Genomic DNA, 13,023 nt, shown 5'->3' with positions numbered 1-13,023 from the left:
TTTTGCCATGAATAAATGTGATCAATGCATCGTACGACAACTTTCATCTCTTAAAGCTCTTAATAAAGACGAAGTTGTAAAATTGGCTAATAGTAAAACTACTTACAAAATAAAAAAAGGAGAAGCTATTTTTGAAGAAGGAGAAATCACCAACGGTGTTTTTTGTGTAAAAGATGGTGTTGGAAAACTCTCAAAATTAAGTGCCAACGGAAAAGATCAAATCGTAAAATTGGTACAATCAGGAGAGCTTTTAGGACAGCGTTCTATGATTAGCAACGAACCTGCAAATTTATCTGCAAAAGCTGTCGAAGACATGGAAGTTTGCTTTATTCCGAAAACTGAAATCTTACACTTCTTTAATAACAATAATCAGTTCTCGATGAACTTAATGCAATCTGTATGTGAAGATTTGAAAGAATCTGAAAATGATAAAATTGCTTTGGTACAAAAAACGGTGAAACAACGTTTAGCCGAAACTTTACTGCATTTGCATGACGCTTTTGGTGAAAACGATGATAAAACATTGAAAGTTCAGCTTACAAGAGAAGAACTGGCAGGAATTATTGGTACTGCTACAGAAAGTTGTATTAGATTATTATCTGATTTTAATAAATTGGATTTGATTGAATTAGTAGGTAAAAAAATTATGCTTAAAAACGTTAAGGCATTAAAAAAAATGGCCGAATAATTATAGTTTTTTAGCTTCGTTCCAAAACACATCCATTTCAGCCAGAGTCATATCCATTAATGGTTTACCCAGTTCGCCTGCTTTGCTTTCCAGATACTGAAAACGCTTAATAAATTTTTTATTGGTACGCTCTAAAGCGTCTTCAGGATTTACATTTAGAAAACGGGCATAATTTATCATAGAAAATAAAACATCTCCAAATTCAGCTTCAATTTTATCCTGATCTCCGGATTGTACTTCTACTTGCAGTTCTTCTAATTCTTCTTGTACTTTATCCCAAACCTGATTTGGTTCTTCCCAATCAAAGCCTACACCTTTTACTTTATCCTGAATTCGGCTTGCTTTTACCAATGCCGGTAAACTTCTTGGAACACCTTCTAAAACTGATTTTTTGCCTTCTTTAAGTTTTAATTTTTCCCAATTTTGCTTTACTTCTTCTTCATCCTTAACTACAGTATCACTATAAATGTGGGGATGACGATGAATTAGTTTATCACAAATTTCATTGCAGACATCAGCGATATCAAAATCATTTGTTTCAGAGCCTATTTTCGCATAAAAAACGATATGCAGTAATAAATCCCCTAATTCTTTTTTTACTTCATTTAGATCATTATCTAAAATAGCATCTCCAAGCTCATAAGTTTCTTCGATAGTAAGATGTCTCAGCGTTTGCAATGTTTGCTTTTTATCCCATGGACATTGCTCACGAAGCTCATCCATGATAATCAATAATCTCTCGAAAGCTTTAAGTTGAAGTTCTTTGCTCATTTTTTTTCTTTTATTAAATCAAAATTAATTTATTTTATGAATTAAAATGTCTAAAACGAAAAAAGAAGATCATATGATCTTCTTTTTTTATAATAATACTAAATTGATTCCTTAATTATACGTCCGTTTAATTGCTGGACATTTCTAAAATTATTAACCGGCATTATTTTTCTTAAATCCTCAATCATTTTTAACGAAACGTCTACCGGAGTTTTAAATATAAACCATTGGACTCCTTCTGTACAAGGCGGAGTTGTAAGGGATCCTGTGTACGTATAATACGTTTTATTTTCTGGAAGGACATTATTTAAATCGAATACTTCTTTAACCTGAATACTTTCATTGACTTTAACTGGCAAAAATTTGTCAAGAAAATCAAAAGTTTCATTGTTCTCTTTACTTTCTGTTGCCATAATTGCAACGACGGCAAATTTTCCTTCTTTATTCATATGAACCATATGAATCACTAATGGATATCTAACGCCTCTAATGGTGTGTTCTGCAGGTTCATGAAAGTGAAATTGTACCAGATTATATTGATCTCCGTCAAGAATTATATAATCTCCCTCTTCAAAATCAAATTGAATAGAGTGACCATTATTCACAACATCATGTATTTTTGTTTCATGGCTATAATGAAAATCAATTGGTTTTAAAGTTCCATCCTTTTGCGTTTCTACAATGTCTATTGGCGATTGTGCGCTTCCTCCGCAATCGTTCTGATCGATTTCTGACCAATGCTCAGGTCCCGTTTCTCCGTCGTAATTCCAGTGTTTTTTAGGCTCCTCTTCTGTCTTTTTATCTGATTTGTTATTATCGCATCCCATAAGAATAACCATTGCACAACCCATTAAAACTTTTGTTGTAATCTTTTTCATTTTTTTGTTTAAATTAATTTTTATGAAAAACATCTACTATATTTCCTTTTATATCATCAAACTATCATTTAAGAACTAAAAAGTTGAGACAGAAAATTTAAATAAATATTTTCCTACAAAAGTAAATTTTAAATTTAATTTAAATTCCAAAAAAATCATAAATTATTATTAGGGCAAAAAAAATCCTGCTAAGAATCATCTTAACAGGATTAATATTTTGAATGCAGTAAACTACTATTCTTCTTTTTTAGCTTTTGCTTTTTTAGCAGCTGGAGCTTTTTTTGTTTTTTCTTCAACAACCGGAGTTTCTTCAGTAACTTCAGCAGCCGGAGCTAAATCAGTAACCAAACCTTTTGCCTGAAGTGTGTTGTACCAGTTTAATACTTTTTTAATATCAGAAGGATAAACTCTTTCTTCATCATAATCAGGAAGAATTTCTTTAAAATATGCTGCTAATTTAGCGTTATCTTCTTTATGAGAAATTGCCTGACCTTTGTTTTCTTTAGTAGCAATACGCTGCATTACTTCTGTCAATGGTTTTTCTCCGTCGTAAGTATAAATAGAAATCTCTGATAATAAACTTACGTTACTTTTTAAGTTAACAGTAATTTTTTTTCCGTCTGTCAATGATTCTGCCACAAAGCCTGTACGAGTTTGCACTTTCAATACATATAAACCCGGTTTCCCGGAAATGGCTAAAATTTTCTCTAAATTCATGTTTATTAAAATTAGTATTAAGAATTTGATTTATTATATTTTTATTGATCGTACTTTCAGATCAATTATCTCCCTTTTTTAGCGGCAGCAAATTTCATTCTATATTCCTGAAATGTTTTGCCTTCGGTAATGTTTTTTAATTTCTTTTGAATCAAACGTTTTTTCAAAGAAGATATTTTATCTGTAAATAAAACCCCTTCGATATGATCATATTCATGCTGAATAACTCTTGCAATCAGACCATCAAAAACCTCTGTTTTCATTACAAAATCTTCTTCACAATATTCTATTGTCACGGTAGGTTTTCTATAAACATCTTCGCGAACATCCGGAATACTCAGGCAACCTTCGTTAAAACTCCACTCCTCACCTTCTTCCTTAACAATCTTAGCATTGATAAAAGTTTTTTTGAAACCTTTTAATTCTTTTTGCTCTTCTGAAGGCAGATCATCATCATCGCTAAAAGGAGTAGTATCAATAACAAACAAACGAATTGGTATACCCACTTGCGGTGCGGCCAGTCCAACTCCGAAAGCGTTATACATGGTTTCATACATGTTTGCTATTGTTTCTTTTAAGTTTGGATACTCTGGCACAATTGCCTCACCCACTTTCCTTAAAACAGGATCACCATATCCTACAATTGGTAAAATCATTTGTATTATTTTAATGTATTATCTACTGAAACTCCTGAATTTAGTTCTCATAATTCAGCTGGCAAAAATAGTAAAAAATAGTCAATGAATAATTCTAAAGATATATTATATCGCATTTTTTGCTTAGTCCTTAAAATCTCATCCATAATTATGCCAAATTAATTCGTACAATTCGTACTTTTGTTTGTAAACCTCACAATATGTTCGATCGTATCTCTAAATTTACTAACAGTACTTCTTTTTTAAACGCCTCTAAAGTAACTATTGCTTCTGTTGTTCCTGTTTTGGTTTTGAATTTTATGGGACATTTCGAAATAGGTTTCACAATGGCTTTAGGTGCTTTCTTTACCTATCCCAGTGATGTACCAAGTTCGCTAAGCCATAAAATAAAAGGGCTTATTGTAGCGTCATTCATTGTATCCGGGGTGAATTTATTAGTAAATCTGGCTTATCCGTATCCGGTTTTGTTTTATCCATTTTTATTTCTGTTACTTTTTTTATGTTCAATGATTTCGGTTTACGGGCAACGCGCTACTCTGGTTTCATTTTCTGCATTACTTTCTATTTCATTATCATTTGGTCATTTGCATGAAGGTTGGGAAGCTTTTGAGTATTCCGGATTTATTTTTTTTGGCGGAATTTTATATTTAATCGTATCGCTTGTATTTCATTTTGTACAACCTTATAAATATGTTGAGTTACAAATTGCCGAAGGTATAAAGTTAACGGCGAAATATTTAAAATTAAGAGGTGATTTATGGAGTCCTGAAGCCAATAGAAAAGCCATAATAGAGAAACAATTAAGTGTTCAGGTTGATCTTAATTTAATTCATGAAGACTTAAGAAGAATGCTTATTGGCAATCAAAATGCATCCGGAACTACAAGTCAAAACAGAAAAATGCTTCTTGTTTTTATTACTTTAGTAGAAATACAGGAACTTGCTTTGTATACTTCTTTTGATCATAGTAAACTTCATGAAAAATTCGCCAAACATCCTGATGTTCTCAGAACGTATCAAAATGTAGCTTATAAGCTGGCTTCGACTTTAAAGAAACTTTCTAAAAACGTACATAATATTAGTGTATATGTTGACAAAAATGATTTAAAAAATGAACTTGATGCTCTTGAGTTTGCCATTTTTGACTACGAAAAAACATTAGGCAAAGACGAAGCAGCAGAAGGCGTTTTGATGTTGACCAATATGCTGAAATATGCTAAAAATCAAGTTGGTAAAATTAAAATTATCCAACGTGCTTTTTCTCTTGCGATGCAATCTTTTAAACTAAAGGATAAAGATAAAGAACTTGAAAAATTCCTGACACCTCAATATTATCCGTTACGAACGCTAATCGAAAATTTAAGTTATTCGTCTTCTATTTTCAGACATTCGTTACGATTAACGATTACAATCCTGATTGGATTAATTATAGGCGGATTATTAAATGTTCAAAATACATACTGGATTTTACTAACGATTGTGGTTATTATGCGTCCCGGTTATGGTTTAACAAAAGAAAGGTCTTACCACAGGATTTTTGGTACTATTCTGGGCGGTGTTATTGCATTTGGAATTGTACTGGTGATTCAAAATCACTTTGCCTTAAGTATATTATCAATTGTTTGTATGTTACTTGGAATTTCCTTTACACAAATCAATTATAAAATCAGTGCAACTTTTGTTACGATGTATGTGGTTTTTATTTATGGAATTCTGGTTCCTAATATTGTAGAAGTTATTCAGTATAGGGTTATTGATACGCTTGCTGGCGCTACATTGGCTTTTTTGGCCAATCAGTTTTTATGGCCTGCATGGGAATTTATAAATACGCCTATCCATATTGAAAATGCGATTCGAGCCAATCGAAATTATCTTAAGGAAATTGCGGATTTTTATAATAAAAAAGGAGAAATTCCTACATCGTACAGATTAGCGAGAAAAAATGCTTTTGTTGAAATTGGTAATTTAATGACTTCTTTCCAGAGAATGATGCAAGAGCCCAAGTCGAAACAAAAAACATTGCCATTAGTTAATAAACTGGTGGTTTTAAATCATTCGATCTTATCTGCATTGGCTTCTTTATCGACTTACATTCAATCACACCAAACGACATCAGCCTCAGAATCGTTTAATTATATTATAAAAACGATACTTTCAAACTTAGATCATTCGATTTCTATTTTACGAAACGAAATTATTATTACGGATACTTTTTTTGATAAAGAAGATGTGACTTTGCAGTTTGAAGAACTTAAACGCGTGAATTTTACCCGACTCATTAAAGATGATGAACTGGATAAAGAAACCCGTCAGGCTAAAATGCAGGAAGCTCAAATGGTGATCGAACAATTGATCTGGATGAGTAATCTGGCCGAAAAGATTTTGAAAATTACGGAAGAATTTAAAGCAACAAATCCAGATTAATTCATCTGGATTTGTTTTTATATTATAGTAGGATTGAGCTTAATTATTTAGTTTTAAAACTTCAGCAGTATGTTTTCTAAGTTCTGCCAAAAGCTCTGGTTTGTCATTTAAAGTCTGACCGTAGGACGGAATCATAGCTTTCATTTTCGCTTCCCATTCCGGTGTTTTTATTTGATTGGTAAAACATCTGCTTACCAGATCAATCATGATCGCAACTGCAGTCGATGCCCCAGGAGAAGCTCCTAATAAAACGGCCAAAGATCCGTCATGTGTATTGATAACTTCTGTACCAAATTCTAAAACCCCTCCTCCTTTTTCATCCTTTTTAATTACCTGAACACGTTGTCCGGCTTTTTCAAGCTGCCAGTCTTTAGAACGGGCTGTAGGCAAATATTCGCGTAAAGCTTTCATTCTGTCTTTTGGAGACTGACGAACCTGCTCAATTAAATATTTAGTCAAAGGAATATTATGGAATCCCGCAGATAACATTGGGATTAAATTATTTGCTTTTATCGATAAAGGCAAGTCCAGGTAAGATCCATTTTTAAGGAAACGAGTCGAAAATCCTGCAAAAGGACCAAAAAGCAATGCTTTTTCTCCATCAATAACACGAGTATCAATATGAGGAACAGACATTGGAGGTGCTCCAACACTTGCTTTTCCGTATACTTTTGCCTGATGTTTGGCAATAACTTCTGGATTTGTACATTTTAACCATTGACCGCTTACCGGGAAACCTCCATAACCGTTTCCTTCCGGAACATTTGCTTTTTCCAGCAACGGCAATGAACCTCCTCCTGCGCCAATAAATACAAATTTAGTATAGGCTTTTCTGGTTTGACCTGATGTTAAATCAGTTATTTTTATACGCCATGATTTATCCTCACGTTGTCTTAACTTTTTAACTTCATGATTAAAGTATAAAGAAACACCATCAAGTTTTTCTAAATAATTAAACATGCTTCTGGTCAAAGCTCCAAAATTCACATCTGTACCAATTTCCATGTGAGTTGCAGCTAATTTTTCATTATCATCTCTGCCTTCCATAACAAGTGGCATCCATTCTTTTAGTTTTTCAAAATCAGAACTAAATTCCATTTGAGAAAAAATAGGATTGCTTTGCAAGGCTTCGAATCTCTTTTTAAGATATTCTACATTTTTATCTCCCCATACAAAACTCATGTGAGGGACACTTTTAATAAAATTATCAGGAGATGGTACTTTATTTTGTTCTACTAAATACGACCAAAATTGTCGTGAAATCTCGAAAGATTCTGCAATACTTATTGCTTTTTTAGGATCAATACTTCCGTCAGCCTTCTCTGGGGTGTAATTTAGCTCACAAAAAGCTGAATGTCCTGTTCCTGCATTATTCCAAGCATCAGAGCTTTCGGCTGCAGCAACATCTAATCTTTCGTAAATTTCAATTTTTATATCTGGTTGTAACTCTTTCAAAATTAATCCAAGAGTTGCACTCATAATTCCAGCTCCAATAAGCACTACTTCACTATTGGAACGTATTGTATTGTCAGGCATAACAGTAATTTGTTTTTAAAGTGCAAAGGTACTTTTTATAATTGCAAAAAAAAACTAAAATTACATGATAAAAGTTATGTTTTTACTAAAAACAACAGACTAACAAAATATAAAGAAGTAAAAATTAAAAACGCTTTGAAGAAAGATAATCCTGAAGCATAATCGTCGCTGAGATTTCATCAATTAATCCCTTATTTTGACGTTGTTTTTTGCTTAATCCGCTATCGATCATAGTTTGAAATGCCATTTTCGAAGTAAAGCGTTCATCAACACGAACGACTTTCATGTCTGGAAAAATATTAGAGAAGTGCGTTACAAAACCTTTAATTATCGAAGCACTTTCTGATGGCTGCCCATTCATTTGTTTAGGTTCTCCAATTAAAACTGCTTCTACTTTTTCTTTGGCAAAATAATCTTTCAAAAAGTCAATTAAAGTACTGGTGGGAATCGTTGTTAAACCTGATGCAATAATTTGCATTTCGTCAGTAACAGCAATTCCTGTACGTTTTTGTCCGTAATCTAAAGAGAGGATTCTTGGCATTTTGAAATTTTTTATCAAAGATAGAAAGGAATTTTTATAAATTCAGGGATGAATATTTGTATTTCAAAACTTTTAAATCAAAATGAAAAAAAATCCGTTTCAAAAAATTCAAAACGGACTTATCCAAATATTCAAAACCTAAAAAAAATCTATCTGTTAAATAACCTTCTAAAAAAACCTCTTTCTTCCTCTTCCTCCTCTTCTACAACTGCACGTTCTTCATATTGAGCAAATTTTGCCAGACCTTTTTCGTGTTCAAAAATCAAGTCCTTAATATATTCAACATACGTTTTCTTTTTTTCTTCTAAGAAACCAATAAGGTATTTTTCACTAAACTCCATTCCGCTTGCAGCTTCTATCTGCAATAATTTTTTATATAATGGTTCTATGTGCATTGCTATAACTTCCTGAGGAACAGCCTGACGTCTTCCAAAATAATTTACAATGACATCGTTTTCATCTCTTGAAATTTCAAAATCAGTAATTACCCAATAGTATCTTCCTGATTTTGCCAGGTTTTTTACAATTGCATGAAAGTTTTTTCCGTTTTTAAGATTCTCCCAAAGCACCTTAAAAATCACTTTTGGCATATCCGGATGACGAATAATATTGTGAGGTTGTCCCATTAATTCATAATCTTCATAACCTGAAACATCTACAAAAACTTCGTTGGCATATTCAATAATACCAAAAGCGTTTGTTTTACTCATAATGACCTGAGTTTTGTCCCATGAGACTTCTTTATCTATAATAGTTCTTTGTCCGTGAAGTTGATTTTCCTGATTCATGTCTTGCTTATGTAATTTGTTTTTGGAATGGTATTTTTAATTTCCAGGATATTCTCAGAAATTAATGGCGCAAAATTAATTAGAAGAAAAAACCGAAAACCTGATTTTTGTCATATTTTGATAGTTAAAAAACTTTTAGAGGACTTTTAGATCGATAAAATTCCGTAAAGTGATTGAATTTATTTATCAAATTAAAAACAAAAAGTTATATCTGTAACATTTTCAAAAGCGTTTACCTTTTTGCATTTGCACAAATACGCTATCTTTGCCAAAAATTAAAACTTATGAATTCTTTACAGACTATAATTGAACAAGCTTGGGAAAACAGAGCTTTATTACAAGAAACTACTACAACTGATGCTATTAGAGAAGTTATCGAATTGGTTGATGCAGGAAAATTGCGTTGTGCTGAACCAGTTGGTGACAAATGGCAGGTAAACGAATGGGTTAAGAAAGCGGTTGTAATGTATTTCCCGATTCAAAAAATGGAAACATGGGAATCTGGTATTTTCGAATATCACGATAAAATGTTGCTTAAAAGAGGTTATGCTGAAAAAGGAATTCGTGTGGTACCAAATGCTGTAGCACGTTACGGAGCTTATATTTCAAGCGGGGTAATCTTAATGCCAAGTTATGTAAATATTGGTGCTTATGTAGACGAGGGAACTATGGTTGATACCTGGGCAACTGTTGGTAGTTGTGCACAAATTGGTAAAAACGTACATTTAAGCGGTGGAGTTGGTATTGGTGGGGTTTTAGAGCCATTGCAAGCTGCTCCTGTAATTATTGAAGACGGTGCTTTTATTGGTTCTCGTTGTATTGTTGTAGAAGGAGTTCACGTGGGTAAAGAAGCTGTTCTTGGTGCTAATGTTTGTTTGACTGCTTCAACAAAAATTATCGATGTTACTGGTGATGAGCCTGTTGAAATGAAAGGTTTTGTTCCTGCTCGTTCAGTTGTGATTCCTGGAAGCTATACTAAAAAATTCGCTGCTGGTGAGTTTCAGGTTCCATGTGCTTTAATTATTGGTACTCGTAAACCATCTACAGATTTAAAAACTTCATTAAACAATGCACTTCGTGAATATGATGTAGCAGTTTAATTAGAATTTTATACTTTACAAAAAAAAGGAATGATATTACTCATTCCTTTTTTTTTGTTCTAGATTTTTATTTATTCTTTTTTTGAAGTTTTAAAAGCTTGGCATATTTCATATACGAAAAGAAACTCTGAATCATTGCAATTGATAATCCATCTACTCCATTAAAAATACCTTTCTTGAAAAAATAACAACGTACAAAAGCAACTGTTCCGTTAAGAACCGGTTTAAAAGCATTTACTCTTTTTCCCTGATCAAATAATTGTTGTGCATGCCAACCTGAGTACTGGTTCTTTTTTGCAATAATCTGATCTAAAGATTCCCAGCCATAATGCAATATATGCACGGCAACTCTTTTTTCATTTTGAGTTATAATTTTTTGATGCACTATTGAATTTGATGGATGTGCGGTTTGCTTGTTAAAAAAACGAACTTTATGATCCGGATACCATCCTGAAAAATCAATTAGTTTATCTGCCAGAAAGTTTTTTACCCTAAAACTAAAAGCATCATGATTTCCTTCTAAATATTTTTTCTGTAAAATAAAAGCCTCAGCATCTTTATCCAGAAATTCATCTGCATCAAGATTTAAAATCCAATCGTTTTTGCAATATGGCAAACCGTGTGTGCGTTGCGGACCATCTCCCAAAAAAGCCTGCTGAATCACTATTGCACCTTTTTCTTTAGCAATTTCGACTGTACGATCTTTACTAAAAGAATCTACTATAATTACTTCGTTGCAAACTTTTAATAAGGCATCGATGCATTTTCCTATATTTTTCTCTTCATTGAAAGTAATAACAAGACCACTAATTTCCATTGCAAAATTTAATTTATTAGCCACAAAAATAGAACTTTTTTATTTTATTTTAATCTTATTCTCTCTATACGGTTGTAGACTTGATAAAATTGTTTGTAATTTAGCCTTCAAATTGAATTTAAGATAAATGAGGATATTAGTCATTCAGCAAAAAAGAATTGGAGACGTATTAACAAGTACTATAATTTGTAACAATTTAAAAACAAAATTTCCGGATGCGGTGATAGATTATATGTGCTATCCAAATTCTGTAGATGTACTAAAAGAGAATCCAAATATTGACACAATTATTCCGTTAACTAATAAGGTAAGGAAATCTATACCTTCATTGTTTAAATTCATATTTCAGATTCGCAGAAAAAAATATAATGCTGTAATTGATGTTTATTCGAAATTAGAAACCAATCTTATTACTGCATTTTCCGGAGCAAAATATAAAGTTTCTTATAGAAAATGGTATACTAAAATATTCTACAATTATACTTACGAACGTTTTGATGCCGTAGAATCTGAACACGGATTAGCAATTGAAAATAGATTGCTGCTTCTAAAACCTTTTATATCTGAAAAAATTACAGATGTAAAACCAAAAATATTTTTAAAAGAATCTGAAATTAATGAGGCGAAACAACTTCTAAAAAGCCATAATATCGACACCGAAAAGCCATTGATTATGTTTGGAATTTTAGGAAGTGAAGCTTACAAAACATATCCTTTAGAAGGAATGGCAAAAATTATAGATTTTACAGTAGCAAAAACCAACGCTACAATAATCTTTAACTACATTCCCGATCAAAAAGAACAAGCTCTTGAAGTATATAATTATTGTACTGAAGAAACAAAAAAACACATTGCATTTGATTTGTACTGTACTGAATTAAGACCTTTTTTAGCTTTGCTTTCTCAATGCGAAATGCTGATTGGTAATGAAGGCGGCGCAGTAAATATGGCAAAAGCACTTGAAATTCCAACTTTCTCAATATTTACACCTTCTGTTAGAAAAGAAACCTGGCAGTTATTTGAAAATGAAGCCAAAAACGATTCAATTCATTTAAAAGATTTAAAACCTGAAATATACGAACAACATACAGAACAGTATATTAAGGAGCATACTTTTGAGTATTATGCCGAATATCCTTTGCCTCTAATGCTTGAAAAATTAGAAACTTATTTTCAGGAATATAAAAATTAACTGATGCGATATAATAAAAAAAGGACAGATAAATTATCTGTCCTTTTTTTGTTGCTATATCAATATTTAATTCGGTTTTGCCTATAATGACGCAAAAGAAATACTTTTTAGAATTATTTCTTCCAGAATTTAAGTTTCTTTTTAAGACGCTTTTTTCTATAAAATTGCTCTTGAAAATCAGCTGTATATTTCCATAAAGTATCATAAGTTTTTTGCTCAGATTCAGGATATAATTTAGCATATTCATTACTCATAGTCGCTACCATTTCTTTTAAGGGAGTTAAGCGACACAAATTCTTCATTCGCATTTCGAAAGTCATTGATTCATGAAATTCCATTCGGTTTAAATCAACCAGAAAAAAGTCATAATTCCCGTTTTCTTTCTTTTTGATTAAAGTATTTCCGGGTGAATGATCCAGAAACTCTATTCCTTTTTCATGTAAATCAAAACTAAATCTGGTAAACTGTCTCAATATATTTTCACGATCCGGATAATCCGGAATTTCTACCAGTTCCCTAAAAGTAAGTTCTGTTACTAAATGTTCGCTTACATAATAACTGTCTCTTAATCCCAACCAGTTAAAATTTTCAAGAAAAGCAATAGGCTGCGGAGTTCCTACGCCTCTGTTTAATAGAATTGTAGCATATTCAAAAGAACGCTTTGCTTTAGATTTTCGAAAATATTTATAGGCAATTTTATTTATTAGATTTGGAATTTTAAATGACTTGATATTAATTGTTTTATCCTTTAAATCGAATAATTTTATGATATTACGTTGTCCGTTACCAAAAAGAATTCCTTTGTTGCTAAATGTATTGATAGTATCAAGTATCGATGTAGTCTCTGTAGTAAAAATGGGATTTACTTTAAAATTCATGGGAATATCTTTATGAACAACAAAAATACACATACAAT

The 13,023-nt window shown here is 32.0% G+C and carries 13 protein-coding genes; 4 read left to right on the top strand and 9 right to left on the bottom strand.

The genetic code is table 11. The annotated features are described in order from the left end of the window. Positions 1–7: 7 nt before the first annotated feature. The gene (locus ASF10_RS15540) at positions 8–688 is read left to right on the top strand and encodes a Crp/Fnr family transcriptional regulator (RefSeq protein ID WP_056252193.1); all 681 of its coding nucleotides are present in this window, start codon (positions 8–10) and stop codon (positions 686–688) included. Here ASF10_RS15540 and mazG read toward each other — a convergent pair whose 3' ends face one another. The 4 genes from mazG to def form a co-directional block, all read right to left on the bottom strand. After that, a complete protein-coding gene (gene mazG, locus ASF10_RS15535; protein WP_056250786.1) occupies positions 689–1,459 on the bottom strand; it encodes a nucleoside triphosphate pyrophosphohydrolase in 771 nt (256 codons plus the stop codon). A 98-nt stretch (positions 1,460–1,557) separates the two neighbouring features. Continuing rightward, positions 1,558–2,337, bottom strand: coding sequence for a carbonic anhydrase (locus ASF10_RS15530; protein WP_056252191.1), 780 nt, complete (start codon positions 2,335–2,337; stop codon positions 1,558–1,560). A 234-nt stretch (positions 2,338–2,571) separates the two neighbouring features. Further along, complete coding sequence (locus tag ASF10_RS15525; RefSeq protein WP_056250785.1) at positions 2,572–3,054, bottom strand: DUF5606 domain-containing protein; 483 nt, start codon at positions 3,052–3,054, stop codon at positions 2,572–2,574. Positions 3,055–3,119: 65 nt separating this feature from the next. Further along, positions 3,120–3,710: a peptide deformylase gene (gene def / locus ASF10_RS15520; protein ID WP_056250782.1), complete on the bottom strand. Its 591-nt coding sequence runs from the start codon at positions 3,708–3,710 to the stop codon at positions 3,120–3,122. A 200-nt stretch (positions 3,711–3,910) separates the two neighbouring features. Here def and ASF10_RS15515 point away from each other — a divergent pair, with 200 nt between their 5' ends. Then, positions 3,911–6,133: an FUSC family protein gene (locus tag ASF10_RS15515; RefSeq protein WP_056250779.1), complete on the top strand. Its 2,223-nt coding sequence runs from the start codon at positions 3,911–3,913 to the stop codon at positions 6,131–6,133. 39 nt (positions 6,134–6,172) lie between these two features. Here ASF10_RS15515 and ASF10_RS15510 read toward each other — a convergent pair whose 3' ends face one another. The 3 genes from ASF10_RS15510 to ASF10_RS15500 form a co-directional block, all read right to left on the bottom strand. Continuing rightward, positions 6,173–7,669 carry a malate:quinone oxidoreductase gene (locus ASF10_RS15510; protein WP_056250774.1) on the bottom strand — a complete coding sequence of 499 codons (1,497 nt, stop codon included), beginning with the start codon at positions 7,667–7,669 and terminating at the stop codon, positions 6,173–6,175. 124 nt (positions 7,670–7,793) lie between these two features. Continuing rightward, complete coding sequence (gene ruvX, locus ASF10_RS15505; RefSeq protein WP_056250771.1) at positions 7,794–8,210, bottom strand: Holliday junction resolvase RuvX; 417 nt, start codon at positions 8,208–8,210, stop codon at positions 7,794–7,796. Positions 8,211–8,359: 149 nt separating this feature from the next. Continuing rightward, the gene (locus ASF10_RS15500; protein WP_056250769.1) at positions 8,360–8,998 is read right to left on the bottom strand and encodes a PAS domain-containing protein; all 639 of its coding nucleotides are present in this window, start codon (positions 8,996–8,998) and stop codon (positions 8,360–8,362) included. A gap of 284 nt (positions 8,999–9,282) precedes the next feature. On the opposite strand from ASF10_RS15500, the gene ASF10_RS15495 reads away from it, so the two are divergent. After that, positions 9,283–10,098 (top strand): 2,3,4,5-tetrahydropyridine-2,6-dicarboxylate N-succinyltransferase, encoded by an 816-nt coding sequence (locus ASF10_RS15495; RefSeq protein ID WP_026982140.1) that lies wholly within the window; start codon positions 9,283–9,285, stop codon positions 10,096–10,098. Positions 10,099–10,165: 67 nt separating this feature from the next. Here the strand turns inward: ASF10_RS15495 and ASF10_RS15490 are convergent, their stop codons facing one another. Continuing rightward, the gene (locus ASF10_RS15490) at positions 10,166–10,915 is read right to left on the bottom strand and encodes a glycosyltransferase family 2 protein (protein WP_056250766.1); all 750 of its coding nucleotides are present in this window, start codon (positions 10,913–10,915) and stop codon (positions 10,166–10,168) included. A 127-nt stretch (positions 10,916–11,042) separates the two neighbouring features. Here ASF10_RS15490 and ASF10_RS15485 point away from each other — a divergent pair, with 127 nt between their 5' ends. Continuing rightward, positions 11,043–12,107: a glycosyltransferase family 9 protein gene (locus ASF10_RS15485; RefSeq protein ID WP_056250764.1), complete on the top strand. Its 1,065-nt coding sequence runs from the start codon at positions 11,043–11,045 to the stop codon at positions 12,105–12,107. 113 nt (positions 12,108–12,220) lie between these two features. Here the strand turns inward: ASF10_RS15485 and ASF10_RS15480 are convergent, their stop codons facing one another. Then, positions 12,221–12,985, bottom strand: a complete 765-nt coding sequence (locus ASF10_RS15480; protein WP_056252189.1) for a lipopolysaccharide kinase InaA family protein — start codon at positions 12,983–12,985, stop codon at positions 12,221–12,223. Positions 12,986–13,023: the final 38 nt, after the last annotated feature.

The organism is Flavobacterium sp. Leaf82 (assembly GCF_001422725.1).
Classification (GTDB): Bacteria; Bacteroidota; Bacteroidia; order Flavobacteriales; family Flavobacteriaceae; genus Flavobacterium.
This window is presented reverse-complemented; position numbering and strand designations above follow the sequence as displayed.